Here is a 25,389-nt window from a genome sequence, read left to right on the forward strand (position 1 = left end):
TGATGAGGCCCGATCAGGCCACAGAAGGGGCGGTCTTTAGCATCGATTCGCGCTGACTCACCTCGGCATACCAGGCTGCCAGGTTCGGCTGGCGCTCGCGCCAGCCAAGGTCCGGCAGGCGCAGGTCGATGTAGCCTAGCGCGCAGGCCACCCCGATTGCCGCTACGTCGAACACCGAGGCCAGTTCGGCCAGGTGCTCGTCTTCCAGGTGCGCCAGCGCGCGCCGGATCTTGTCCTGCTGGGCGTCGACCCACGGCGTCCAGCGCTTGTCCTCAGGGCGCAGGAAGGTCTCGTAGCGCGCCACCACCGCCGCGTCCATGATCGCATCGGCCAGCGACGCCAGGGTCAGGCGCCGCCAGCGCGCCGGGCCCTCGCGCGGGATCAGCGGGTTGCCCACATGCTGATGGTCGAGAAACTCGACGATCACGCGGCTGTCATGCAGCACCGTGCCGTCCTCCAGGCGCAACGCCGGGATCTTGCCCGCCGGGTTGCCCAGGTTCAGCTCGGCATCGGTCTTGATCGGGCTCAGGTCGACGGGATGCAGGGCTACCCGCTCGGCCTGCCCGGTTTCGTGCAGCAGCACGCGAACCTTGCGCACGAACGGCGAGGCGGCGGCATGGAACAGGGTCATGCTCGGTGTGCTCATGGCGTGGCCTCAGTTGCCTTGCAGGCTGGGTGGCAGGCACACGCCAGTGCCGCCGATGCCGCAGTAGCCATTCGGGTTCTTGGCCAGGTACTGCTGGTGATAGGCCTCGGCGAAGTACACGGTCGGTGCCTGGGCGATCTCGGTGGTGATCTGGCCGAAACCGGCCTTGTTCAGCTCGGCCTGGTAGGCCTGCCTGCTGGCCTCGGCCAGTTCCAGCTGTTCGGGGCTGGTGCAGTAGATGGCCGAACGGTACTGGGTGCCGACGTCGTTGCCCTGGCGCATGCCCTGGGTGGGGTTGTGCAGCTCCCAGAACATGGTCAGCAGGTCCTGGTAGCTGACCTTGGCCTTGTCGAACACCACCAGCACCACTTCGGTGTGGCCGGTCAGGCCCGAGCAGACTTCTTCGTAGGTGGGGTTGGGGGTGAAACCGCCGGCGTAGCCGACCACGGTGCTGACCACACCTTCACGCTGCCAGAAGCGCCGCTCGGCACCCCAGAAGCAGCCCAGGCCGAAGATCGCGAAATCGACGTCTTCGAAGAACGGGCCCAGCAGCGGGGTGTCTTCGAACACGAAATGCTTCTCGGGCAGCGTCATCGGGGTCTCGCGACCCGGCAGCGCCTGTTCGGCGGCAGGCAGTACGTTTTTGTTCACCAGAATCTCCGAGCGCAGGACCATGGGCGGTTCCTCTTCAAGGCAGGATGTGTAGGGGGTAGACCCGTAGTGTGCCCGAGTGTTTCGCCGCTGTCAGGCGATTGGGCCACGCGGATAGCGCTTGAGTTTTTCGATCAGCTCGCTGCCGGGGATCGGCCGGTCGAACAGGTAGCCCTGGCCGACGTCGCAGCGGTGGCGGCGCAGGAACGCCAGCTGTTCGGCGGTCTCGATGCCTTCGGCCACCACTTTGAGCTTGAGGTTGTGAGCCATGGCCACCACTGCCGAGGTGATTTCCATATCGTCTTGGTTGTCCGGGATCTCGTGGATGAAGCTGCGGTCGATCTTGATGATGTCGATCGGGAATTTCTTCAGGTAGCTGAGCGAGGAGTAGCCGGTGCCGAAGTCGTCCATGGCCAGGGTCAGGCCCAGTTGCTTGAGCTCGTCGAGCTGGCGGTGGGTATCCTCGGTGGCTTCGAGCAGCAGGCCCTCGGTCAGTTCCAGTTCCAGCAGGTGTGGCGGCAGGGCTTCTTCCTTGAGGATGTTGGCGATCGAGCTGACCAGCTCCGGGTCGGAGAACTGCTTGGGCGACAGGTTGATCGCCACCTGCAGGTTGCCCATGCCCTCGGTGCTCAGCAGCTGGCTCATGCGGCAGGCCTGGCGCGCGATCCACTTGCCGATGGGGATGATCAGCCCGGTTTCCTCGGCCACGCTGATGAACTGGTCGGGGCGGATCATGCCCCGCTCCGGGTGGTTCCAGCGTAGCAAGGCCTCCAGGCCGAGCAGGCGGCCGCTGCGCAGGCACAGCTTGGGCTGGTAGAACACGTCCAGTTCGTTCTGGGTCAGGGCGCGGCGCAGGTTGTTTTCCACGAACAGCTTGTAGCTGGCCTCGGCGTTGAGCGCCTCGGTGAACACCTGCACCTGGTGCTTGCCGTTGGCCTTGGCCTTGTGCAGGGCCAGGCCGGCGTTCTTCATCAGGGTCTGCGGGTCGCGCCCGTGCAGCGGCGCACACGCCAGGCCCACCGAGCCGGTCACGCTGATCAGCTGGTTGTCGACGAACATCGGCTTGTCGAGGGTGTTGAGCAACTGCTGGGCCACCTGCTGGCCGGCATCCAGGCTGCTGTCCTCCAGCAGCACGGCGAACTCGTTGCTGGCAAAACGCGCCAGGCTGCCACCGGGGCTCAGGCTGTTGCGCAGGCGCCGGGCCAGGCTGATCAGCAGCTTGTCGCCGGTCTGGTGCCCGAGGCTGTCGTTGATGCGCTTGAAGTTGTCGATGTCCACCAGCAGCAGGCAGATGGGGCTGTCGCTGTCGCGCTCGAAGCGCTCGTCGAGGCTGCGGATGAACGCCGGGCGGTTGCCCAGGCTGGTGAGGTTGTCGGTGTAGGCCAGGCGTTCGATGCGCTGCTGGGCCAGCTTGCTCTGGGTGATGTCTTCGTAGATGCCGATGTAGTGGGTCAACTCGCGGTTGTCGCCATACACCTTGGAGATCGACAGTTGGCCCCAGTAGGGCTCGAGGTTCTTGCGCCGGCTCTTGAATTCGCCCTGCCAGCTGTTGCCCATGGCCAGGCTCGATGGCGAGTCGAACAGCAGCTCGCTGAGGTTCTCCAGTGCGGTGAGCTCGGACAGGCGGTGGCCATGCACCTCTTCGGGTGTGTACTGGGTGATCTCGGTGAAGCTGGGGTTGACGTATTCCACCACGCCATCGCGGTTGACCAGCAGAAAGGCGTTGGCGCTTTGTTCCACCGCGCGCTGGAACAGGTGCAGGGCGCTGGTGGCGGTGCGCCGGTTGTGGTTGTTGATGACCTGGGCGAACTGGTCGGCCAGCTCGCCGGCAAAGGCGATTTCATCCGATTGCCAGGCCCGGGTCGAGCCGCTGTGTTCCAGGCAGAGCACGCCGACCACCTGGCCGTCGATGCGGATGCTGGCATCGAGCATGGCGTGGATACCGCGCTGGCGCAGGCTCTCGGAGATTTCGCGGGTGCGTGGGTCGCGCGCCGCGTTGTGCGCATCGATGGCGCGGCTGGTGTGCAGCGCCTCGAGGTAGTCGGGAAATCGCCCGGCATCGATCGCCTCGGGCAGGCGGTACTCCTGGGTGGCGCGGTAGAACGCCGAGATCGGTTCCAGTTGCTGGCCTTCCAGGTACCAGATGCTGGCGCAGTCGATGCTGTAGATTTCGCAGGCACTGCGGGTGATCAGCTCGGCGGCTTCCTGCAGCGAGTTGTCGGCGCTGTAGCGCTGGCGCGCCAGGCGCAGGATCAGGTCTTGCTGGGCGCGTACACGCTCCAGGTGCTCGAGCTGTTCCTGCTGCGCCTGCTGGTTGAGCTGCAGGGCGATCTGCAGGCGGTTGTTGCGGGTTTCGAGTTCTGCCGCCGAAAGGTCGGGTGTGTCGTTGGGCTGGGCATCGAGCACCAGCAGATAGCCGCGCAGCAACTGGCGGTTGTGCTGCCGGTAGGCTTCGCCCAGCTCCAGCATATTGAGCGGGCCCAGGCTGGTGTGCAGGGTATAACGCACCAGGTAGTACGGACGCTGCGCCAGTTGCAGCTCGATGGTGTCGTGCAGCTTGTAGCGTGCCTCGGGCTCCATCAGGCTGGCATAGGGCGAGCCGATCAGCGCACACAGGTCGACGGCCGCCTGGCCGAACTGACGCTCGCAGCCCGGGTCGAGGAACAGCATGGCCCAGCTGGCCTCATTCAGCCGCTCGAAACGCAGCATGCCGAGCCGCGAAGGCACCGGCAACTGCGTCACTACCTCGGCCACCGTACGGCTGGCGGCATCAGGTTGGCTTTTCATGGGAAGCTCGCTTCAAGAAGGCTGTTGGCGCGGGCTGGGCGAAGTGCTGCTACGCGTTTGAGCAAGGTTGCATCATGTGCTTGAGGCTGACAAGCAATAGAGTGGCCTGGCTTGATCTGTATCGGCTGACAGGTACAAATTCTTCAGTAATGCCGCGACGGATTGCGTCTGGCGGTGCCGCTCAAGGTGGGACGTTGAGCGGCACGGCATGAATCGCAGGCAAAAAAAGCCCCGCCAGATGGCGGGGTTGAGGTACGAGCGTGGCAGCTCGAAAACAGTGTCCGTGCTCCCCGGCAGGGGAGCACGGCGGGCAGCAGTTACAGCAGCATGGTGCGGATGTCGGTCAGCAGCTCGCCCAGGCGCTTGGTGAAGCGCGCGGCAGCGGCACCGTTGATCACGCGGTGATCGTACGACAGCGACAGCGGCAGCATCAGCTTTGGCTGGAACGCCTTGCCATCCCACACCGGCTGGATGGTGGCCTTGGACACACCCAGGATCGCCACTTCCGGCGCGTTGACGATCGGCGTGAAGCCGGTGCCGCCAATGTGACCGAGGCTGGAGATGGTGAAGCAGGCGCCCTGCATGTCGTCGGCAGAAAGCTTCTTGGTGCGGGCCTTTTCAGCCAGGGCCGCCGCTTCTGCAGCCAGCTGCAGCAGGCTCTTCTGGTCGACGTTCTTGATCACGGGGACCAGCAGGCCGTCTGGCGTATCCACGGCGAAACCGACGTTGACGTACTTCTTGCGAATGATCGCCTTGCCGCTAGGGGCCAGCGACGCGTTGAAGTCCGGCAGTTCCTTGAGCAGGTGCGCACAGGCCTTGAGCAGCAAGGGCAGCACGGTCAGCTTGACGCCGGCTTTCTCGGCCACGGCCTTCTGCGCAACGCGGAAGGCTTCCAGCTCGGTGATGTCGGCGCTGTCGAACTGGGTCACGTGCGGCACGTTCAGCCAGCTGCGGTGCAGGTTGGTGGCGCCAGCCTGCATCAGGCGGGTCATCGGCACTTCTTCTGTTTCACCGAAGCGGCTGAAGTCGACTGCCGGGATCGGCGGGATGCCCGCACCACCGGTCGCGCCGGCAGCCGGTGCTTCCTTGGCCTTCTGCATCATGGCCTTGACGTACACCTGCACGTCTTCCTTGAGCACGCGGCCGTGCGGGCCGCTGGCAGCCACGGCGCTCAGCTCGACGCCGAACTCGCGGGCCAGCTGACGCACGGCAGGGCCGGCGTGAACCTTGGCACCGCTTGGCGCTGGCGCAGCGGCCGGGGCCGGTGCGGCTTCGGCCTTGGCAGCCGGTGCGGCGGCAGGCGCAGCAGCCGGGGCCGCTTCAGCCTTGGCAGCCGGTGCAGCAGCGCCAGGCGCTGCTGGCGCGGCGGCGCCCTGGACCTTGAGCTTGAGGATGAAGTCGCCAGTGCCGACTTCGTCTTCGAGCTTGACGCCGATGCTTTCCACCACGCCGGCAGCCGGCGACGGGATTTCCATCGAGGCCTTGTCGGACTCCAGGGTAATCAGCGACTGGTCGGCTTCGACGCTGTCGCCGACCTTGACCAGCAGCTCGATGATCTTGGCCTTGCCCGACGAGCCGATGTCCGGCACGTGGATGTCCTGCACAGTGGCAGCCGCAGGTGCAGCGGCCGGTGCCGGGGCAGCCTCTGCAGCCGGGGCGGCAGCAGGCTTTTGTTCGGCGGCAGGCGCAGCGTCAGCCGGTGCCTCGGGCGCCGCAGCGGCGCCCTCGACTTCCAGTTCCAGCAGTTCGTCGCCTTCTTTCAGGCGGTCGCCCAGCTTGACCTTCAGGGCCTTGATCACACCGGCCTTGGGGGCCGGGATCTCCATGGAGGCCTTGTCCGACTCCAGGGTCAGCAGGCTCTGGTCGGCTTCGATACGGTCGCCGACTTTGACGAACAGCTCGATGATTTCACCTTCACCGCTGCCGATGTCAGGTACGCGAATGAGTTCGCTCACTTAAAAATACTCCTCAGCAGTCCAGTGGGTTGCGCTTGTCCGGGTCGATGCCGAACTTGGTGATGGCATCGGCCACGACCTTCGGTTCGATCTCGCCACGGTCAGCCAGGGCTTCCAGGGCAGCCAGCACCACGAAGTGACGGTCGACTTCGAAGAAGTGACGCAGCTTCTTGCGGCTGTCGCTGCGACCGAAGCCATCGGTACCCAGGACCTTGAATTCCTTGCTCGGTACCCACTGACGAATCTGCTCGGCGAACAGCTTCATGTAGTCGGTAGAGGCGATGACCGGGCCCTTGCGGCCGCCCAGGCACTCCTCGATGTAGGTCTGCTTGGGCTTCTGGCCAGGGTGCAGGCGGTTGCTGCGCTCCACGGCCAGGCCGTCGCGACGCAGTTCGTTGAAGCTGGTGACGCTCCACACGTCGGCACCGACGTTGAACTCTTCACGCAGGATCTTCGCCGCTTCACGCACTTCGCGCAGGATGGTGCCGGAGCCCATCAGCTGGACGTGGTGCGCTGCGTCCTTGGTATCTTCCTCGAGCAGGTACATGCCCTTGATGATGCCTTCCTCGACACCGGCCGGAATGGCAGGCTGCTGGTAGGACTCGTTCATCACGGTGATGTAGTAGAAGACGTCCTGTTGCTCTTCGGTCATCTTCTTCATGCCGTCCTGGATGATCACCGCCAGCTCGTAGCCGTAGGTCGGATCATAGGTGCGGCAGTTCGGGATGGTCGCGGCCAGCATGTGGCTGTGACCGTCTTCGTGCTGCAGGCCTTCACCGTTGAGGGTGGTACGCCCGGCAGTACCGCCGATCAGGAAGCCACGGGTGCGGCTGTCGCCAGCGGCCCATGCCAGGTCGCCGATACGCTGGAAGCCGAACATCGAGTAGAAGATGTAGAACGGCAGCATCGGCTGGTTGTGGTTCGAGTACGAGGTACCGGCGGCGATGAACGACGACATGGCGCCGGCTTCGTTGATGCCTTCCTCGAGGATCTGGCCCTTCTTGTCCTCGCGGTAGAACATCACCTGGTCCTTGTCGACGGGCTCGTAGAGCTGACCGACGGACGAGTAGATGCCCAGCTGGCGGAACATGCCTTCCATACCGAAGGTACGCGCTTCGTCCGGGATGATCGGGACGATGCGCTGGCCGATTTCCTTGTCCTTGACCAGCTGCGCGAGGATGCGCACGAAGGCCATGGTGGTGGAGATTTCACGGTCGCCCGAGCCGTCCAGGATCGCCTTGAGGGTTTCCAGTGGCGGGGTCGGGATGCTGAAGCTCTTGGCCCGGCGCTGTGGCACGAAACCGCCCAGGGCAGAACGGCGCTCGCTCAGGTAACGGGCTTCGGCGCTGCCTTCTTCAGGCTTGAAGAACGGCAGGTTCTCCAGGTCTTCGTCCTTGACCGGGATGTCGAAACGATCGCGGAAGTGACGCAGGCTGTCGACGTCGACCTTCTTGGTGTTGTGCGCGGTGTTCTTGGCTTCGCCAGCACCGGTGCCGTAACCCTTGATGGTCTTGGCCAGGATGACCGTAGGCTGGTCCTTGTGGTTGACCGCCTGGTGGTAGGCTGCATAGACCTTGTACGGGTCGTGGCCACCACGGTTGAGCTTCCAGATCTCGTCGTCGGACAGGTCGGCGACCATGGCCTTGAGTTCCGGGGTGTTGAAGAAGTGCTCACGGACGAACGCGCCGTCCTTGGCCTTGTAGTTCTGGTACTCGCCGTCGATGACTTCGTCCATGCGCCGCTGCAGGATGCCGTCGACGTCCTTGGCCAGCAGTGGGTCCCAGAAACGGCCCCAGACCACCTTGTTGACGTTCCAGCCACCGCCACGGAACACGCCTTCGAGTTCCTGGATGATCTTGCCGTTGCCGCGAACCGGGCCGTCGAGGCGCTGCAGGTTGCAGTTGATGACGAAGATCAGGTTGTCCAGCTTCTCGCGGCCTGCCAGGGAGATCGCACCCAGGGATTCCGGCTCGTCGCACTCGCCGTCGCCCATGAAGCACCAGATCTTCTGCTTGCCGGCAGGGATGTAGCCGCGGCTTTCCATGTACTTCATGAAACGTGCCTGGTAGATCGCCTGGATCGGGCCCAGACCCATCGACACGGTCGGGAACTGCCAGAAGTCAGGCATCAGCCACGGGTGCGGGTAGGACGACAGGCCTTGACCATCGACTTCCTGACGGAAGTTGTTCATCTGGTCTTCGCTGATGCGGCCTTCCATGAAGGCACGGGCGTAGACGCCCGGCGAGGCATGGCCCTGGAAGTAGATCAGGTCGCCGCCGTGCTCGTCGGTCGGGGCCTGGAAGAAGTAGTTGAAGCCGATGTCGTACAGCGTGGCGCTGGAGGCGAAGCTGGAGATGTGGCCGCCCAGGTCCGAGTCTTTCAGGTTGGTGCGCATTACCATGGCCAGCGCGTTCCAGCGGACCAACGAGCGAATGCGGCGTTCCATGAACAGGTCGCCAGGCATGCGTGCTTCGTGGGTGACGGGAATCGTGTTGCGGTATGGCGTGGTGATGGCATACGGCAGCTGGGAGCCACTACGGGTGGCCAGCTCGCCCATACGGGTCATCAGATAGTGAGCGCGGTCTTCGCCTTCTTTGTCGAGAACCGACTCCAGGGCGTCCAGCCATTCCTGGGTTTCGACGGGATCGAGGTCTTGCATGGCTTGCTCCAGGGCGGAAAGGCTTCCAGAATCGGTTGCCTGAGTTTGCGACTGGCCTTTTGGGCAGACGACATGAAATTCTTGGATTACCGGGCGTTGTACCGGCGGCGTGTAGTTTTACTACAAATCGATCCTCATTACATGCGTTGACAGTAAAAAAGCAGTAGTAAAACTACACGGATAAGGCTCGTAGCCCCTGTTCGGGTTGTGGGATAAAACGATACCGGTGGTTAAAAACTGGTCGGCATGCGGTTGTTTGCGATGATTTCTATCAAAGAATTACGTTTTTCAGCTATTTATGACCTTTGTACGACAGTCGAACCGTACGCCGAGTTCCCTTGCCCAAGTGCCACCAACCCTTTTCGCCGATCAAGGATAGACCATGAGCCTGCCCCTGCTGGCCGAACTGCCCGCTGCCCTGCAACCGCTGGTCAGCCGTAATGCCACCTCTTTGCGCAACGCCGTCGCGGCCGTCGACGGGCTGAGCCTGGACGACTGGAACGAGCAGCGCTGGGCCGAGTTCGCCCGCGTGGCGGCAGCCAGCGATTTCGTGCTTGAACAGAGCGTGCGCGACCCGGCGATGCTGCTGGCCCTGGCCGCCAGCGGCGAGCTCGACCGCGCCTTCGCCGCCGGCGAGTTGTGTGCCCAGGTGGCCGGTGCGGCGCAGGCCGCCGGCAGCGAAGACGAACTGGCGCGCAACCTGCGCCGCCAGCGCACCCGCCAGCAGGTGCGCATCATCTGGCGCGACCTGACCCGCCAGGCCGACCTGGTGCAGACCTGCCGCGACCTGTCCGACCTGGCCGATGCCGCCATCGACCAGGCGTATCAATGGCTGTACCCGCGCCTGTGCGCGCAGTTCGGGACCCCCACCGGCAATCGCAGCGGCCTGCCCCAGCAGATGGTGGTGCTGGGCATGGGCAAGCTGGGGGCGGTGGAACTGAACCTGTCGTCGGACATCGACCTGATCTTCGCCTACCCCGAGGGCGGCGAAACCGTGGGCGTGAAGCGCCCGCTGGACAACCAGGAGTTCTTCACCCGGCTGGGCCAGCGCCTGATCAAGGCGCTGGACCCGATCACCGTCGACGGCTTCGTGTTCCGCGTCGACATGCGCCTGCGCCCCTACGGCTCGTCCGGCGCGCTGGTGCTCAGCTTCAATGCACTGGAGCAGTACTACCAGGACCAGGGCCGCGACTGGGAACGCTACGCCATGATCAAGGCCCGTGTGGTGGCCGGCGACCAGCAGGCCGGCGCGCAGCTGCAGGACCTGCTGCGCCCGTTCGTGTACCGGCGCTACCTGGACTTCTCGGCGATCGAGGCGCTGCGCACCATGAAGCAGCTGATCCAGCAGGAGGTGCGGCGCAAGGGCATGGCCGAGAACATCAAGCTGGGCGCCGGTGGCATCCGCGAGGTGGAGTTCATCGCCCAGGCGTTCCAGCTGATCCACGGCGGGCGCGACCTGAGCCTGCAGCAGCGACCGCTGCTCAAGGTGCTGGCGACGCTCGAAGGCCAGGGCTACCTGCCGCCGGCGGTGGTGAGCGAGCTGCGCGAGGGCTATGAGTTCCTGCGTTATACCGAACACGCCATCCAGGCCATCGCCGACCGCCAGACCCAGATGCTGCCCGACGACGAACTGGACCGCGCACGTATCGCCTTCATGCTCGGTTTTGCCGACTGGGCGAGCTTCCACGCGCAACTGATGCACTGGCGCGGGCGCATCGACTGGCACTTCCGCCAGGTGATCGCCGACCCCGATGAAGAGGAAGGCGAAGAGGGCGAAGTGGTGGTCGGTGGCGAGTGGCTGCCGCTGTGGGAAGAAGCCCAGGACGAAGAGGCCGCCTGCCGCCAGTTGACCGACGCCGGCTTCGCCGATGCGGCCAGGGCGCTCAAGCAGCTGGCCAGTCTGCGCGCCAGCCCGCAGTTGCGTGCCATGCAGCGCCTGGGCCGCGAACGCCTCGATGCCTTTATACCGCGCCTGCTGGCGCAGGCGGTGGAGCACGCCGACCCGGACCTGGTGCTCGAACGCGTGCTGCCGCTGGTGGAGGCCGTGGCGCGGCGCTCGGCCTACCTGGTGCTGCTGACCGAAAACCCCGGTGCGTTGCGCCGCCTGCTGACCCTGTGCGCCGCCAGCCCGTGGATCGCCGAGCAGATCACGCGCTTCCCGCTGCTGCTCGATGAACTGCTCAACGAAGGCCGCCTGTTCAGCCCGCCCCAAGCACCGGAGCTGGCCGCCGAGCTGCGCGAGCGTCTCACGCGCATCCCCGAGGATGACCTTGAACAGCAGATGGAAGCGCTGCGTCACTTCAAGCTGGCCCACAGCCTGCGCGTGGCAGCCTCGGAAATCGCCGGCAACCTGCCGCTGATGAAGGTCAGCGACTACCTGACCTGGCTGGCCGAAGCCATTCTCAACCAGGTGCTGGCCCTGGCCTGGCGCCAGACCGTGGCGCGTCATGGCCAGCCAAGGCGCAGCGATGGCAGCCTGTGCGACCCCGGCTTCATCATCGTCGGCTACGGCAAGGTCGGCGGCATCGAGCTGGGCCACGGCTCGGACCTGGACCTGGTGTTCATCCACGACGGTGACCCCCAGGCCGAGACCGATGGCGCCAAGCCCATCGACAGTGCGCAGTTCTTCACCCGCCTGGGTCAGCGCATCATTCACCTGCTGACCACCCAGACCAACTCCGGCCAGCTGTATGACGTGGACATGCGCCTGCGCCCGTCCGGCGCTTCGGGTTTGCTGGTGAGTTCGCTGGGCGCCTTCGAGCGCTACCAGCGCAACGAGGCCTGGACCTGGGAACACCAGGCACTGGTGCGTGCGCGGGTGCTGGTGGGCTGCCCGCAGGTGGGTGCAGCCTTCGAGGGGGTGCGGGCGCAGGTGCTGGGACAGGCCCGCGACCTGGACAAGCTGCGTGCCGAAGTCAGCGACATGCGCGCCAAGATGCGCGACAACCTCGGCACCCGGGCGACCCAGGCCGGGCTTGGGCCCAACGCCTTCGACAGCGGGGTTGCCTTCGATATCAAGCAGGATGCCGGTGGTATCGTCGATATTGAATTTATGGTGCAATACGCGGCCCTGGCCTGGTCCCACACGCACCCGGCACTGCTGCGCTACACCGACAACATCCGCATTCTCGAAGGGCTGGAGGAGGTCGGGCTGATGCCGGCCAGCGATGCAATTTTGTTGCGTGAAGTGTACAAGGCCTTCCGCTCCGCCGCGCACCGCCAGGCCCTGCAGAAGCAGGCCGGGGTGATCGATGCCGGGCAGTTCGTCGACGAGCGCCGGCAGGTACGGCGCATCTGGGGCGAGCTGGGGTTGACCTGAACGCGGGCTGAACAGCCACCAGGCGATACGGCGCAATGAAGCGGCGGCGACCACGTCCTACACTGAGTGGCGTACACTGGTCGCACCACGCCTGATTATAAAGAGGGGAGGCCAGGCTGTTGGAAAACAGGCTGTAGCCTCCCTGATCGTTTCTGGATAAAGCATGAGAATTTTGATCATTGGGCCCAGTTGGGTGGGCGACATGGTAATGGCGCAGACGCTGTTCCATGTGCTGAAGCAGCGTCACCCTGCGTGCGTGATCGATGTGCTGGCACCCGAATGGAGCCGCCCGATCCTCGAGCGCATGCCCGAAGTGCGCCAGGCCTTGAGCTTCCCGCTCGGCCACGGCGCGCTGGAACTGGCCACGCGCCGGCGCATCGGCAAGTCGCTGGCCGGTCAGTACGACCAGGCGATCCTGCTGCCCAATTCGCTCAAGTCCGCGCTGGTGCCGTTCTTTGCCGGTATCGCGCAGCGCACCGGCTGGCGTGGCGAGCTGCGCTACGGCCTGCTCAACGATGTGCGCACCCTCGACAAGGCGCGCTACCCGCTGATGATCGAGCGCTTCATGGCCCTGGGCTACCCCGCCGGTGCCGAGCTGCCCAAACCCTACCCGCGCCCCAGCCTGCAGATCGAGACCGCCAGCCGCGATGCGGCGCTGGCCAAGTTCGGCCTGAGCCTGGACCGCCCGGTGCTGGCGCTGTGCCCCGGCGCCGAGTTCGGCGAGGCCAAGCGCTGGCCCTCGGAGCATTACGCCAAGGTCGCGGAAATCAAGATTCGCGAAGGCTGGCAGGTGTGGCTGTTCGGCTCCAAAAACGACCATGCGGTGGGTGAATCGATCCGCGAGTGGCTGATCCCGGGCCTGCGTGAAGAGTCGGTGAACCTCAGCGGCGAGACCTCGCTCGCCGAGGCGATCGACCTGCTGTCGTGCAGCGATGCGGTGGTGTCCAACGATTCGGGGCTGATGCACGTGGCTGCAGCGCTCAATCGCCCGCTGGTGGCGGTGTACGGGTCGACCTCGCCGGGCTTCACCCCACCGTTGGCCGACCAGGTCGAGGTGGTGCGCCTGGGGCTGGAATGCAGCCCGTGCTTCGACCGCACCTGCCGCTTCGGCCACTACAATTGCCTGCGTCTGCTGGAACCGGAGGCGGTGGCCTCGGCGTTGCAGCGGCTCAACGGTCCGTCGCTGGTCGACGTCACGGTCGAGGTCGATTAAGTTGCGGGTACTGCTGATCAAGACCTCCTCGCTGGGGGATGTCATCCACGCGCTGCCGGCACTGACCGACGCGGCGCACGCCATTCCCGGCATCCGCTTCGACTGGGTGGTCGAGGAAGGCTTCGCCGAAATCCCCACCTGGCACCCTGCGGTCGATCACGTGATCCCGGTGGCCATCCGTCGCTGGCGCAAGAACCTCTGGCAAACCTTGAAGAACGGCGAATGGCGCCAGTTCAAGAAGCGCCTGCGCGAGCGCAAGTACGACCTGGTGATCGACGCCCAGGGCCTGGTGAAAAGCGCCTGGCTGACCCGCTACGTCAAGGCGCCGGTGGCCGGGCTGGACCGCTACTCGGCACGCGAGGGGCTGGCCAGCCGCTTCTACGACCGGCGCCTGTCGGTGGCCCGCGGGCAGCATGCGGTGGAGCGGGTGCGCCAGCTGTTCGCCCTGGCGCTGGGCTACGACCTGCCCTCGGGGCTGGGTGACTACGGCCTGGATCGCTCGCGCCTGGAAGAGATACCCACCAAGCCCTACGTGGTGTTCCTGCATGGCACCACCTGGGACACCAAGCACTGGCCCGAACTGTACTGGCGCCAGTTGGCCGAACGCCTGGGGCGTGCCGGCCTGCATATCTGCCTGCCATGGGGCAACCCGGCCGAAAAGGCCCGCGCCGAGCGCATCGCCCAGGGCCTGAAGAACGCCCAGGTGCTGCCCAGGCTGAACCTGGCCGGGGTCGCCCGGGTGCTGGCTGCCGCCAAGGCCTGCGTGGCCGTCGACACCGGCCTTGGGCACCTGGCGGCGGCACTCGATGTGCCTACCCTGTCGCTGTTCGGCCCTACCAACCCGGGCCTGACCGGGGCCTACGGCAAGGCCCAGGTGCACCTGGGCAGTGACTTCCCCTGCGCCCCGTGCCTGCAGAAGAAGTGCACCTACAAGCCGAGCGCCGACGACCGGCGCCGGTTCGATCTCAAACGCGAGTGGCCGCTGTGCTTCACTCGCCTGAACCCCGAGCGTGTGGCGAGCCAGTTGAGCGCGTTGCTGCGGGCAGAGGATGTGCGTTGATGCAACTGGCCTTTGTGCTCTACAAGTATTTCCCCTTCGGCGGCCTGCAGCGTGACTTCATGCGCATCGCCCTGGAGTGCCAGCGCCGTGGCCACCAGATCCGGGTGTATACCCTGATCTGGGAGGGCGACGTGCCCGAGGGCTTCGAAGTGCTGGTGGCGCCGGTCAAGGCGCTGTTCAACCATCGGCGCAACGAGAAGCTCACCGACTGGATGCAGGCCGACCTGGCCAGGCGCCCGGTCGACCGCCTGATCGGCTTCAACAAGATGCCGGGGCTGGACGTGTACTACGCCGCCGACGGCTGCTTCGAGGACAAGGCGCAGAACCTGCGCCACTCGCTGTACCGCCGCTGGGGCCGCTACCGCCACTTTGCCGAGTACGAGCGTGCGGTGTTCGGCAAGGACGCCAAGACCCAGATCCTGATGATCTCCGAGGTCCAGCAGCCGCTGTTCGTCAAGCACTACGGCACCCCCGCCGAGCGCTTCCACCTGCTGCCTCCGGGCATCAGCCAGGACCGCCGGGCGCCGGCCAATGCCGCCGAGATCCGCGCCGAGTTTCGCCGCGAGTTCAACCTGGCGGACGACGAGCGCCTGCTGGTGCAGATCGGCTCGGGCTTCAAGACCAAGGGCGTGGACCGCAGCCTCAAGGCGCTGGCCGCCTTGCCCAACAGCCTGCGCAAGCGCACCCGGCTGATGGTCATCGGCCAGGACGACCCCAAGGTGTTCCAGCTGCAGAGCGCGACCCTGGGGCTGACCGAGCAGGTGCAGTTCCTCAAGGGCCGCAGCGATATCCCGCGCTTTCTGCTCGGGGCCGACGCACTGATCCACCCGGCCTACAACGAGAACACCGGCACCGTGCTGCTCGAAGCCGTGGTGGCCGGGTTGCCGGTACTGGTTTCGGCAGTGTGCGGCTATGCCCATTACATCGCTGAGGCCGATGCCGGCCTGGTGCTCGACGAGCCGTTCGAGCAGGAGCAACTCAACCGCTACCTGCAACGTATGCTCGAAGACGATGCGGCGCGTGCCGACTGGGGCCGCAACGGCCTGGCATTCGCCGACACCGCCGACCTGTACAGCATGCCGCAGCATGCGGCCGACGTGATCCTGGCGCAGGAGCGCGCATGAAACTGATACTGGCTGAACCCTTCAAGCGCCTGTGGGCCGGGCGCGATGCCTTCGACGCCGTCGAGGCCCTGCAAGGCGAGGTGTACCGCGAGCTGGAAGGCCGGCGCACGCTGCGCACCGAGGTCGAGGGCAACGGTTATTTCGTCAAGATCCACCGCGGCATCGGCTGGGGCGAGATCTTCAAGAACCTGTTCACCGCCAAGCTGCCGGTGCTCGGTGCCGGCCAGGAATGGCAGGCCATCCAGCGCCTGCACGAAGTCGGGGTGCCGACCATGACCGCGGTGGCCTACGGCGAACGCGGCAGCAACCCGGCGACCCAGCATTCGTTCATCGTCACCGAGGAGCTGGCGCCCACCGTCAGCCTCGAGGACTTCAGCCTCGACTGGGTCAGGACGCCGCCGGCGCCGCGTCTCAAGCGCGCGCTGATCGCCGAGGTGGCGCGCATGACCGGCATGATGCACCGCGCCGGGGTCAACCACCGCGACTGCTACATCTGCCACTTTCTGCTGCACACCGACCGCCCGGTAACCCCGGACGACTTCAGGCTGTCGGTGATCGACCTGCACCGGGCCCAGACCCGCGCCAGCATTTCCCGACGCTGGCGCGACAAGGACCTGGCCGCGCTGTACTTCTCGGCGCTGGACATCGGCCTGACCCGACGCGACAAGCTGCGCTTTCTGCGCGGCTACTTCCAGCAGCCGCTGCGCCAGATCCTGGCCGAGCACGCCACCTTGCTGCGCTGGCTGGAGGGCAAGGCAAACAAGCTCTACGAGCGTAAACAACGGTATGGGGACGCGCTCTGATGGCGGGTTGGACACTGGAGCCGGCCTACGCGGCCCTGGCACAGGATTTCGGCAGCATCGACGCGGTGTTCGCGCTCAAGGGCGAACGCCTCACCCACGACCCGCTCAGCGAAGTGATTCGCGTCGAGCGCGGCGGGGTGAACTACTACGTCAAGCGTTACACCGGCGCCGGCAAGGGCCTGCGCCGCTACCTGGGGCGCCCGCGGATCAAGGCCGAGTGGCAGAACCTCAAGCAGTTCGCCAAGTGGGACATCCCCACCGCCGAGGTGGTGGCCTGCGGCCTGGAACGGCGAGGCTTCGCCTTCCACCGGGGCGCCATGATCACCCGTGAGCTGCCGCGCACCGAGGACCTCTCGGCGCTGGCCAAGCGCAACGACCCGCGCCTGGCAGATGCCGGCTGGGTCGACCATGTCAGCCGACAGCTGGCCCGCCATACGCGGGTGATGCACGACCATCACTTCACCCACAACGACCTCAAGTGGCGCAACCTGCTGGTCGATGACAAGGGCATGCTGTTCTTCATCGACTGCCCGACCGGTGCGTTCTGGGTCGGCTTCATGCTGCGCTATCGCATCACCAAGGACCTGGCCTGCCTGGACAAGGTGGCCAAGTATCACCTGTCGGCCACCCAGCGCCTGCGGTTCTACCTGCAATATCGCCGTCGCGATCGCCTGAACGCGTCGGACAAGCGCCGCGTGCGGCACGTCGTGACGTTTTTCGAGGGGCGCGAATGAGTGATTTCCTGGCCAGTGCCGAAGCTGCACTGCTTGAACGCCACGGCCTGAACAGCTTCGAGGCGCTGTGGGCGCTGCAGTTGGACGCCGTGGACGAGCCCAACACCGGGCGCGGCGGCTGGAGCCGCGTGTACCGCCTGGAGCTGGAGGGCAAGGGGTTCTACCTCAAGCGCCAGAGCGACTACCTCACGCGCACCCTGCACAGCCCCTTCGGCGAGCCGACCTTCGCCCGCGAGTTTCGCAACATCAAGCGCTACCAGAAGCTGCAGATCCCGGCCTTGCAGGCGGTGTTCTACGCCGAGCGCCGGGTCGACGGCGAGCGCCGCGCGATCCTGATGACCCGTGCGCTGGATGACTGGAGCGATCTTGACCACCTGCTCGGGCAGTGGCCGCAACTGGCCCTGGAGCAACGCCAGGGCATCCTGCGCGCCTGTGGCGAACTGGCCCGCACGGTGCACGCGGCGGGGCAGGTGCATGGCTGCTTCTACCCCAAGCACATCTTTTTGCGCGAGCGCAGCGAAGGCTGGCAGGCGCAGTTGATCGACCTGGAGAAAACCCGGCCGCTGCTGCTGGGCCAGCGTGATCGCCTCAAGGACCTGGAGCCGCTGCTGCGTCGTGCTGGCGCATGGAGCGAGAGCGATGTACGGCTGATGCTGGCCGCCTACCTGGAGCAACCGGCCGACAGTACGCTGGTGGATACCTGGCTGCAGCGCCTGCTGCATCGCCGTCGTGAAAAAGAGGCCCGCTGATGCGTTTGTCTGAACTCAAGGACGCCGGGCGCAGCCCGCAACTGCCATTGAGCATTGCCCTGGCCGACGCCGCCGGGCCGGCCGAGCTGCAACTGCTCAGCCTGCTGCGGGTGCTGCCGGGGCAGCGGTATGTCGGTGCCGGGATCTGGCGTGGCAAGCCGGTGCTGGCCAAGCTGCTGGTGGGCAGCAGCGCCGCCCGCCACTTCCAGCGCGAACTGGACGGTGCGCGCCTGCTGGCCAGCCAGGGGCTGACCACGCCGTTGCTGCTGGCCGACGGCCTGCGTGAAGGCGAGGGCGGCTGGCTGCTGTTCGAATTTCTTGAGCACGCCCACAGCCTGGCGGATGCCTGGGCGGCGGTCGAGGGCCTGCCGGTGCTCGCCGATGCCCAGCAGGAAGTGCTGGGCGAAGCCCTGCGCGCCGTGGCGCAGATGCATGCCAAGGGCCTGTGGCAGGCCGACCTGCACCTGGACAACCTGCTGCGCCATGGCGGGGAGCTGTACCTGATCGATGGCGCGGGGGTGAAGGCCGAAACCCCGGGCCAGCCGCTGTCGCGTCAGCAGGTGCTGCAGAACCTGGGGGTGTTCTTTGCGCAGTTGCCCAAGCGCCTGGAGCCCTTCGTCGAGGAACTGCTGGTGCACTACGTGCTGGTCAACGGCGAGCATGCGCTGCCGCTGGAAGCCTTGCAGAAGCAGATCGACAAGGTGCGCAGCTGGCGTCTGAAGGACTACCTGGACAAGGCCGGTCGCGAGTGCACGCTGTTCAGCGTGCAGCGCGGGGCCTCGGGCCTGCGCGCGATCCGTCGATCGGAGGTGGCGGCCATGCTGCCGGTGCTGGAGCAGGCCGACGCGCTGATCGACCAGGGCCACCTGTACAAGACTGGCGGCGCGGCGAGCGTGGCACGGGTCGAGGCGTGCGGTCGCAGCCTGGTGCTCAAGCGCTACAACATCAAGAACACCGCCCACTGGTTCAAGCGCTTCTGGCGCCCCAGCCGGGCCTGGCATTCGTGGATCGAAGGGCATCGCCTGGAGTTCCTCGGCATCGCCACGCCCAGGCCGCTGGCGGTGCTGGAGCAGCGCGTGCTGGGGCTGCGCAGCCGTGCGTACCTGGTGACCGAGTATGCCGACGGGCCGGACCTGATCGAGAGCTTTGCGCCCTACGTCGACAGCGCCGAGGTGCCAGAGGAGCAACTGCAAGCGCTGCAGACCCTGTTGCAGCAGCTGATGGGCGAACGCATCAGCCACGGCGACCTGAAGGGCCACAACCTGTTCTGGCAGGACGGTCAATGGTCGCTGATCGACCTTGATGCGATGTGCCAGCACGCCACCCAGCTCAGTTTCGCCAAGGCCTTCGCCCGCGACCGGGCGCGGTTGTTGCGCAACTGGCCGGCGGACAGTGCGTTGCACCAGCGGCTGGATGAGTGCCTGCCGAAACTGGCTGACTGACCTGCGCCTTTGCCGACAAGGCCGGCTCCTGCAGACGACGTGAAACCTTGCAGGCGCCGGCCTTGCCGACCAAGACTATCGCGCGGCCGGCCAAAAACCTCGCAGGCTGTACCCCACCGGCAGGGCCAGCCCCACCCACGCCAGCACATCCCACGGGCCATCCCCCAGCAGCGCCGCGAACAGCCCCACTGCGCCCAGCAGGGCAATCAGGCCCGGCATGCCGAACACCTTCCAGAACCTCGATTCACGCTTCATCACGTCGCCTGCGCACCCACCACAAATACACGCCGCTGCCGAGCACGATGATCGTCAGCACATCCAGCAGCGCCCATAGAATCTGCATCGGCCGGCCGCCGTAGTCGCCAAAGTGCAGCGGCTGCGACAGGCCCATCGCGTCCATGTACCACGGCCGCTCGCCAATCGCCGTCACCTGCAGGGTGCTGGCATCGATCAGTACCGGGTTCAGCAGGTGAGCGGTCAGGTGGGTGCTGCCCTTCATGAACACCGCATAGTGGTGCTCGCTGGAAAAGCGCGTGCCGGGGAAGGCGATGAAGTCCGGCTGCATGCCCGGCGCCGCCTCGGCGGCAATGTCCAGCAGACCGCTGGCCGGGGCCAGTGCGGTCAGCGGCGGTGCATCGCGGTACGGTGCGATCATCGCGCTGAGGCTGTCGTTGCGCCAGGCGGCGATGACCAGGTCGGACAGCGCGCTGATCACCCCGGTCACGCCCACCACCAGCGCCCAGGTCAGGGTCACGATGCCGATCAGGTTGTGCAGGTCGAGCCAGCGCAGGCGCCGCGATTTGTCGTGGCGTACCGTGGCGAACTTCAGCCTGCGCATGAATGGCGCGTACAGCACCACCCCGGAGATGATCGCCACCACGAACAGCAGGCCCATGAAGGCCAGCAGCAGCTTGCCCGGCAAGCCGGCGAACATGTCCACATGCAGGCGCAGCATGGTCAGCATGAAGCCGCCGTTGGCCGAGGGCATCTCCACCACCTCGCCAGTACGCCCGTCGAGCATGAAGGTGTGCGACGAGTTGGGCTCGGTACCGGCGGTGGCGGCCATGATCGCGATCACGCCGTTGCTGTCGTCCTCGTCCCAGCCGAAGTACTGCATCACCTCGCCCGGGCGATGGGCCTGGGCCTTGAGCACCAGGGCCTGCAGGTCGAGTCTGGGTGTGTCGGCGGGCATTACCTTGAGCTCGGGCGCATCGCCCAGCAGGTGGTCGATCTCGTGGTGGAAGATCAGCGGCAGCCCGGTCAGCGCCAGCAACAGCAGAAACAGCGTGCACACCAGGCTGCTCCAGGTATGCACCCACGACCAGCGACGTATGGTTTGGCTCTTCATCGGTGGCCCTAGAACGCGTAGTTCACGCTGGCGACCACGTTGCGCTGGTCGCCGTAGTAGCACCAGAACCCGTCGCAGTTGGCCAGGTAGTCCTTGTTGAACAGGTTCTTGGCTTCCACCGCCACGCTCAGCCCCTTCATGCTGCTGTCCAGGCGACCCAGGTCGTAGTGCACGGCAGCGTCGTACACGGTGTAGGAGCCTACATGCGCCACCTCGGTGTTGGCGGTGTTGCCGTAGGTATCGCCGACATAGCGAACCCCGGCGCCCATGCCGAAGCCGTCCAGCGGGCCGGCGTGCCAGGTGTAGTCGGCCCACAGGGTGGCCTGGTTGCGCGGGATCAGCGCCATGCGGTTGCCGACTTCGCCAGGCACGCCCTTGCGGATCTCGGTATCGGTGTAGGTGTAGGAGCCGACCAGTTTGAGGTTGTCGGTGACGGCGCTGGTGGCTTCCAGCTCGATGCCGCGCACCTGCAATTCACCGACACTGCGAGAGATGCTGCCTTCGGTGACCTTCACGTTGCTCTGGCGCAGGTCGTAGGCGGCTGCGGTCAGCAGGGTGTTGCTGCCCACCGGCTGGAACTTGACGCCCATTTCGTACTGGCGGCCTTCGGTGGGCTTGAACGACTGCGCTGCATCCACGTTGGCGCCGGTGGTCGGCTGGAACGACTCGGTGTAGGACAGGTACGGGGTGAGGCCGTTGTCGAACACGTAGCTCAGGCCCACGTTGCCGGTGAAGGCCTTGTCGCGCTGGGTGCTGGTGGCGTCGCCCTTGTTGTGGAAGGTGGTGCCGGTGTGAATCCAGTCCTCACGCCCGCCCAGGGTCAGGCGCCAGTTGTCCAGGGCGATCTGGTCCTGCACGTAGACGCCGGTCTGGCGGGTTTTCTGGCCGTAGTCCTGCAGTGCGAAGTAGTTCACGTTGGACATGTCGGCGCCATACACCGGCCGGATCACGCTGATTGGCGGCACGTTGATGCCGCTGATGTTGCCGTTGGCGTCGTAGTTGTACGAGCCGCCATACAGCCACTGGTAGTTGGTGTTGGAGCGCTGGTGGTCCAGGCCCAGCAGCAGGGTGTGCTCCAGCGCGCCGGTGCTGAAGTTGGCCTGCAGGTTGTTGTCGACAGCGAACTGGCTGATGTCTTCGTTGACGATCCCGGCCTCGCGGTTGACCGTACCGTCGGGTTCTACGGTATTGAAGGTGGCCACGTTGACCGCGCGGAACGACAGGTCGCTCTTGGTGTAGCGCAGGTTCTGGCGCAGCTGCCATACGTCGTCGAGGCGGTGCTCGAAAGCGTAGCCCAGGGCGTAGTAGGTGCGGTCGTAGAAATCCCAGTCCGGCTCACCGAGGTTCTTGTGGTGGGAAATCTTTGCCCCGGCAGGCGAGGCCAGCCGGGTGCCCTGCAAGGGCAGGAACTGCCCGGTGATGCCGGTATCGTCGCGGGTGAACTGCGAGATGAAGGTCAGGCTGGTGTCGTCGTCGACGTTCCAGGTCAGGCTGGGGGCGAGGTTGTAGCGCTTGTCGGGAATATGGTCGACCGGTGCGTTGCTGTCGCGTACCACGCCGCTGACGCGGTACAGAAACTGGCCGGCGTCGTCGATCTTGCCGGTGCTGTCGAAGTTGATCTGCCGGTGTTCGTTGCTGCCGACCTGGGCTTCGATCTGGTGCACGCTTTCGGCCTGCGGGCGTCGGCTGAGCATGTCGAGCATGCCGCCGGGCGGGGTCTGGCCATACACCGAAGAGGCCGGGCCGCGCAGTACGGTGATGCGTTCCAGGTTCCAGGGTTCGACCTTGGGGTTGGCGAACGAACCCTTGGGCAGCGGCAGGCCGTCGAGAAACTGGGTGGGGTCGAAGCCGCGCACGCGCAGCCAGTCGGCGCGCGAGTCCGAGCCGTAGCCGCTGCTTTGCACGCCCGCGGTGTAACGCAGCGCGTCGTTGAGGTTGAGCACCTGGCGCTGGTCGAGCTGTTCGCGGGTGATCACCGACATCGAGCGTGGCGCCTCGACGATCGGAGTGTCGGTCTTGGTGCCGGCGGCGGTGCGGGTGGCGACGTAGCCGGTGGTCGGGCCCCAGGCGCTCTCGTAGTCGCCGGCGGCGTTGATGCTGGTTTCCGGCAGGGCCAGGCTGCCTTCGGGGGCGGCGATCAGGCTGTAGGTGCCGGCGCTGCTCTGCTGCAGTTGCAGGCCGGTGCCGCGCAGGGCGGCCTGCAGGGCGCCGAGGCCGTCGTACTGGCCGCTGACCGGCGCCGAGGTGCGTCCGCTGGCCAGGCTCGGGTCCAGGGTCAGGGCGATGCCGGCCTGGCTGGCGATCAGGTTGAGGGTGGTCGACAACGGCCCGGCGGGCAGGCTGTAGCTGCGCGCGGCGCTCGATTCGGCGGCGATGGCGGCGGTGCTGGTCAGGGCCAGGGTCAGCAGGCAATGACGCAACAGCTTTTCAAGGGGACGGGACATGCAGCGGTTCCTCGGCGCAATAGTGCTAACTAGCTTCCATGCCGAGTGAAAAGGGAAAAGTGTCAGGGGGTGGGTAAAAAATAATGTTGAGGCCTTCGCCGGCAACGACCGCTCCTGCAGGAGGGCGTTGCAGGCGAAGGCGTTTTACGGGGTCTCGCCCTTGGCCACGATCGTCACCCACCATGGCGTGCGCTTTTGCACCTGCACCGGCAAGGTCGGCAGCAGCGACTGCAGCGCAAGGTCGGTGTCGTGCAGCGGGAAGCTGCCGGTAATGCGCAACCCGGCCACCTCCGGCGACACCCCCAGGTAGCCGCTGCAATAACGCCCCAGCTCCTGCACCAGCGCATCCAGGCGCACGTTGTCGACCACCAGCATGCCGTGGGTCCAGGCGTCGGCGCCCAGGGCCAGCGGATCGATGCTGCCCAGCTGGTCGTGGCTCATCATCACCTGCTGGCCTTCGCGCACGATCTGCTCGTCGCCGCTGTCCTGCGGCTTGGCCGCCACCGCCGACTGCAACACGCTCAGGCGCGTGCCCTGGTCTTCCAGGCGCACCAGGAAGCGTGTGCCCAGTGCACGCAGGCGCCCGTCGGCCGTGGCGACGATGAACGGACGGTCATCCTTGTGCCCGGTCTCGATGGAAATCTCGCCCTCGCGCAGCACGATCAGGCGCTGCTGGCCATCGAAGCGAACATCCACCGCCGAATGGGTGTTGAGGCTGAGCAGGGTGCCGTCCTCCAGGCGCAGGCTGCGCTGCTCGCCGGTGGCCGTGCGCTGGTCGGCCAGCCAGTAGTCCAGGCTCTGGTGGGTACTCAGCCAGCCGAGCAGGCCGCCCACCAGCACGATGCTGGCCAGCCCGCTGCCCAGCTTGCGCACGCGCTGGCGCAGGCCGGCCCGGGTTTCGCCCAGGGCCTTGCGCGCCGGGCCGGCCGCCGCGGCGAAGCGCTGGTTGAGCATGCCCAGCTGCATCCAGGCCCGCGCATGTTCTTCGTCTGCCGCGTGCCAGCGCTCGAAATCGGCACGCTCCTCGGCGCTGCCCGCATCCAGGCACAGCTGCCAGGCGATGGCGGCATCAAGCACCTTGGCCGATACCGGCCTGCTACTGAAGCCGTTCATGTCGGCTCGCCGTACAGCGCCACATAGCACTGGCGCATGCCCTGGGCCAGGTACTGACGCACCCGCGACACCGACACGCCCAGGCGCTCGGCGATCTCGGCATGGCCCATGCCGTCGAGGCGGTTGTACAGGAACGCGGCGCGCGCCTTGCTCGACAGCTTGCCCAGCAGGCGGTCGATGGCCTTGAGGTCTTCGAGGATCAGGTGCTGTTCTTCCGGTGACGGCTGCTCGGCTTCGGGGATCAGCATCAGTTCGGCGAGGTACGCCTGCTCCAGTGCCGCCCGGCGAAAGTGGTCGAACAGCAGGCCGCGCGCCACCGCGGCCAGGAACGCCCGCGGCTCGCGTGGTGCGGGCAGCTGCTCGCGCCCGAGCAGGCGCACGAAGGTGTCCTGGCTCAGGTCTTCGGCGCGCTCGGCACAGGCGACGTTGCGCCGCAGCCAGCCCAGCAGCCAGCCGCGATGGTCACGGTACAGCGCACCAACCAGCTCACCGTGTGGGCTTTGCACTGACGACAAGGTGTTCCCCGGAATAGATGCGTTAACTAACGAGAATTATTCGCGATTGTGTCAGAGCCGCTGGCACTGTGCAATTAACGCTCATCGGATGACGTATCCGGGGCTGGTCAGAAGCCGTGGCTGTGTTGCCGTCGCCGGCGCCAGCCTTGCAGGCGATGCTCCAGCAGCAGCGGGCTGTCGATGTGCTGGCGTCGCGCCTGGCTGAACAGGATCAGTGCCAGTTCGGCAGTGACCTGTGCATCGGCGCTGGCGTGGTGGCGTTCACCGGCCTGCAGGCCGAAGTGCGCGGTCCAGTCGTCGAGCCCGGCGTCGCGCAACACCACGTCGGGGTTGAGCAGCGGGGCCAGCTCGGCCACGTCGATGAACGGGTGCTGCAGGCGGTAGCCCAGGCTGTCCTTCAGGGCTCGGCTGAGCATGCGCTGGTCGAAGCCGGCGTGGAACGCCAGCAGCGGGCTGTCGCCGATGAACGCCATGAGGTCGAGCAGTGCATCGGCCGGCACGCAGCCGGCGGCAATCGCACTGGGCCCCAGGCCATGGATCAGCACGCTGGGGCCCGGCTTGTGGTCATGCCGGTGCAGGGTGCGCTCGAACTGCTGGCTGAAGTCGATGGCGCCGTCCTCGATCACCACCGCGCCAATCGACAGCACCTGGTCGCGGTTCAGGTTCAGGCCTGTGGTTTCCAGGTCCAGCACCACCCAGCGCTGGGCGCGCAGGGTGTGGTCCTGCAGCGGGGCGGGGCCGGGCAGTTGGGCCAGACGCTGCTGCTGGGCGGCGTCCAGTGCGGGTTGGCTGGGGCGCAGCCAGGCGAACAGGCTCATGACAGGTAG

At 66.0% G+C, this 25,389-nt stretch carries 19 protein-coding genes; 8 read left to right on the forward strand and 11 right to left on the reverse strand.

Features of this window, described 5'->3' with window-relative positions; all coding sequences use genetic code 11:
• Positions 1–13 precede the first annotated feature (13 nt).
• The 5 genes from NP552_RS24035 to aceE form a co-directional block, all read right to left on the reverse strand.
• A complete protein-coding gene (locus NP552_RS24035) occupies positions 14–646 on the reverse strand; it encodes a glutathione S-transferase (RefSeq protein ID WP_054915994.1) in 633 nt (210 codons plus the stop codon).
• Between the two features lie 9 nt (positions 647–655).
• Complete coding sequence (gene msrA, locus NP552_RS24040) at positions 656–1,321, reverse strand: peptide-methionine (S)-S-oxide reductase MsrA (RefSeq protein WP_043863652.1); 666 nt, start codon at positions 1,319–1,321, stop codon at positions 656–658.
• A gap of 69 nt (positions 1,322–1,390) precedes the next feature.
• Positions 1,391–4,084, reverse strand: coding sequence for a sensor domain-containing phosphodiesterase (locus NP552_RS24045; protein WP_043863653.1), 2,694 nt, complete (start codon positions 4,082–4,084; stop codon positions 1,391–1,393).
• 317 nt (positions 4,085–4,401) lie between these two features.
• Entirely contained in the window at positions 4,402–6,039 is a 1,638-nt protein-coding gene (aceF, locus tag NP552_RS24050) for a dihydrolipoyllysine-residue acetyltransferase (RefSeq protein WP_213606437.1), read from the reverse strand.
• A 13-nt stretch (positions 6,040–6,052) separates the two neighbouring features.
• The gene (gene aceE, locus NP552_RS24055) at positions 6,053–8,698 is read right to left on the reverse strand and encodes a pyruvate dehydrogenase (acetyl-transferring), homodimeric type (RefSeq protein ID WP_043863655.1); all 2,646 of its coding nucleotides are present in this window, start codon (positions 8,696–8,698) and stop codon (positions 6,053–6,055) included.
• 382 nt (positions 8,699–9,080) lie between these two features.
• On the opposite strand from aceE, the gene glnE reads away from it, so the two are divergent.
• From glnE to NP552_RS24095, 8 genes are all read left to right on the forward strand, one after another.
• Positions 9,081–12,017: a bifunctional [glutamate--ammonia ligase]-adenylyl-L-tyrosine phosphorylase/[glutamate--ammonia-ligase] adenylyltransferase gene (gene glnE, locus NP552_RS24060; RefSeq protein WP_088514276.1), complete on the forward strand. Its 2,937-nt coding sequence runs from the start codon at positions 9,081–9,083 to the stop codon at positions 12,015–12,017.
• Between the two features lie 163 nt (positions 12,018–12,180).
• Positions 12,181–13,230, forward strand: coding sequence for a lipopolysaccharide heptosyltransferase II (waaF, locus tag NP552_RS24065; protein ID WP_043863657.1), 1,050 nt, complete (start codon positions 12,181–12,183; stop codon positions 13,228–13,230).
• Between the two features lies 1 nt (position 13,231).
• Positions 13,232–14,290, forward strand: coding sequence for a lipopolysaccharide heptosyltransferase I (gene waaC, locus NP552_RS24070; protein ID WP_054915991.1), 1,059 nt, complete (start codon positions 13,232–13,234; stop codon positions 14,288–14,290).
• Entirely contained in the window at positions 14,290–15,414 is a 1,125-nt protein-coding gene (locus NP552_RS24075) for a glycosyltransferase family 4 protein (RefSeq protein WP_058541814.1), read from the forward strand. The genes waaC and NP552_RS24075 overlap by 1 nt, the downstream gene beginning before the upstream one ends.
• Positions 15,411–16,217: a lipopolysaccharide core heptose(I) kinase RfaP gene (rfaP, locus tag NP552_RS24080; protein WP_058541815.1), complete on the forward strand. Its 807-nt coding sequence runs from the start codon at positions 15,411–15,413 to the stop codon at positions 16,215–16,217. The genes NP552_RS24075 and rfaP overlap by 4 nt, the downstream gene beginning before the upstream one ends.
• Positions 16,217–16,951, forward strand: coding sequence for a lipopolysaccharide kinase InaA family protein (locus tag NP552_RS24085; RefSeq protein ID WP_043863661.1), 735 nt, complete (start codon positions 16,217–16,219; stop codon positions 16,949–16,951). Before rfaP ends, NP552_RS24085 begins: the two co-directional genes overlap by 1 nt.
• Entirely contained in the window at positions 16,948–17,700 is a 753-nt protein-coding gene (locus NP552_RS24090) for a lipopolysaccharide kinase InaA family protein (RefSeq protein ID WP_054915989.1), read from the forward strand. The genes NP552_RS24085 and NP552_RS24090 overlap by 4 nt, the downstream gene beginning before the upstream one ends.
• Positions 17,700–19,142 (forward strand): lipopolysaccharide kinase InaA family protein, encoded by a 1,443-nt coding sequence (locus NP552_RS24095; RefSeq protein WP_100634795.1) that lies wholly within the window; start codon positions 17,700–17,702, stop codon positions 19,140–19,142. The genes NP552_RS24090 and NP552_RS24095 overlap by 1 nt, the downstream gene beginning before the upstream one ends.
• A 75-nt stretch (positions 19,143–19,217) precedes the next feature.
• Here NP552_RS24095 and NP552_RS24100 read toward each other — a convergent pair whose 3' ends face one another.
• From NP552_RS24100 to NP552_RS24125, 6 genes are all read right to left on the reverse strand, one after another.
• Positions 19,218–19,397, reverse strand: coding sequence for a hypothetical protein (locus tag NP552_RS24100; RefSeq protein WP_043863664.1), 180 nt, complete (start codon positions 19,395–19,397; stop codon positions 19,218–19,220).
• On the reverse strand, positions 19,387–20,490 hold the full coding sequence (locus NP552_RS24105; RefSeq protein ID WP_274097219.1) for a PepSY-associated TM helix domain-containing protein: 1,104 nt from the start codon (positions 20,488–20,490) through the stop codon (positions 19,387–19,389). Before NP552_RS24105 ends, NP552_RS24100 begins: the two co-directional genes overlap by 11 nt.
• 8 nt (positions 20,491–20,498) lie before the next feature.
• Positions 20,499–22,934 (reverse strand): TonB-dependent siderophore receptor, encoded by a 2,436-nt coding sequence (locus NP552_RS24110; RefSeq protein ID WP_274097220.1) that lies wholly within the window; start codon positions 22,932–22,934, stop codon positions 20,499–20,501.
• A gap of 144 nt (positions 22,935–23,078) precedes the next feature.
• The gene (locus NP552_RS24115) at positions 23,079–24,047 is read right to left on the reverse strand and encodes a FecR domain-containing protein (protein WP_274097221.1); all 969 of its coding nucleotides are present in this window, start codon (positions 24,045–24,047) and stop codon (positions 23,079–23,081) included.
• Positions 24,044–24,562, reverse strand: a complete 519-nt coding sequence (locus NP552_RS24120; protein ID WP_043863668.1) for an RNA polymerase sigma factor — start codon at positions 24,560–24,562, stop codon at positions 24,044–24,046. Before NP552_RS24120 ends, NP552_RS24115 begins: the two co-directional genes overlap by 4 nt.
• Before the next feature lie 107 nt (positions 24,563–24,669).
• The gene (locus NP552_RS24125; protein WP_043863669.1) at positions 24,670–25,380 is read right to left on the reverse strand and encodes a 3'-5' exonuclease; all 711 of its coding nucleotides are present in this window, start codon (positions 25,378–25,380) and stop codon (positions 24,670–24,672) included.
• Positions 25,381–25,389 lie beyond the last annotated feature (9 nt).

It is taken from the genome of Pseudomonas sp. 8209, from assembly GCF_028682105.1.
In the GTDB taxonomy this organism is placed as follows: Bacteria; Pseudomonadota; Gammaproteobacteria; order Pseudomonadales; family Pseudomonadaceae; genus Aquipseudomonas; species Aquipseudomonas palmensis.

Coding starts and splice junctions, on each gene's coding strand:
- NP552_RS24035 (WP_054915994.1), bottom strand. CDS start 646: ATGAGCACACCGAGCATGACCCTGTTCCATGCCGCCGCCTCGCCGTTC.
- msrA (WP_043863652.1), bottom strand. CDS start 1,321: ATGGTCCTGCGCTCGGAGATTCTGGTGAACAAAAACGTACTGCCTGCC.
- NP552_RS24045 (WP_043863653.1), bottom strand. CDS start 4,084: ATGAAAAGCCAACCTGATGCCGCCAGCCGTACGGTGGCCGAGGTAGTG.
- aceE (WP_043863655.1), bottom strand. CDS start 8,698: ATGCAAGACCTCGATCCCGTCGAAACCCAGGAATGGCTGGACGCCCTG.
- glnE (WP_088514276.1), top strand. CDS start 9,081: ATGAGCCTGCCCCTGCTGGCCGAACTGCCCGCTGCCCTGCAACCGCTG.
- waaF (WP_043863657.1), top strand. CDS start 12,181: ATGAGAATTTTGATCATTGGGCCCAGTTGGGTGGGCGACATGGTAATG.
- NP552_RS24075 (WP_058541814.1), top strand. CDS start 14,290: ATGCAACTGGCCTTTGTGCTCTACAAGTATTTCCCCTTCGGCGGCCTG.
- rfaP (WP_058541815.1), top strand. CDS start 15,411: ATGAAACTGATACTGGCTGAACCCTTCAAGCGCCTGTGGGCCGGGCGC.
- NP552_RS24085 (WP_043863661.1), top strand. CDS start 16,217: ATGGCGGGTTGGACACTGGAGCCGGCCTACGCGGCCCTGGCACAGGAT.
- NP552_RS24090 (WP_054915989.1), top strand. CDS start 16,948: ATGAGTGATTTCCTGGCCAGTGCCGAAGCTGCACTGCTTGAACGCCAC.
- NP552_RS24095 (WP_100634795.1), top strand. CDS start 17,700: ATGCGTTTGTCTGAACTCAAGGACGCCGGGCGCAGCCCGCAACTGCCA.
- NP552_RS24100 (WP_043863664.1), bottom strand. CDS start 19,397: ATGAAGCGTGAATCGAGGTTCTGGAAGGTGTTCGGCATGCCGGGCCTG.
- NP552_RS24105 (WP_274097219.1), bottom strand. CDS start 20,490: ATGAAGAGCCAAACCATACGTCGCTGGTCGTGGGTGCATACCTGGAGC.
- NP552_RS24110 (WP_274097220.1), bottom strand. CDS start 22,934: ATGTCCCGTCCCCTTGAAAAGCTGTTGCGTCATTGCCTGCTGACCCTG.
- NP552_RS24115 (WP_274097221.1), bottom strand. CDS start 24,047: ATGAACGGCTTCAGTAGCAGGCCGGTATCGGCCAAGGTGCTTGATGCC.
- NP552_RS24125 (WP_043863669.1), bottom strand. CDS start 25,380: ATGAGCCTGTTCGCCTGGCTGCGCCCCAGCCAACCCGCACTGGACGCC.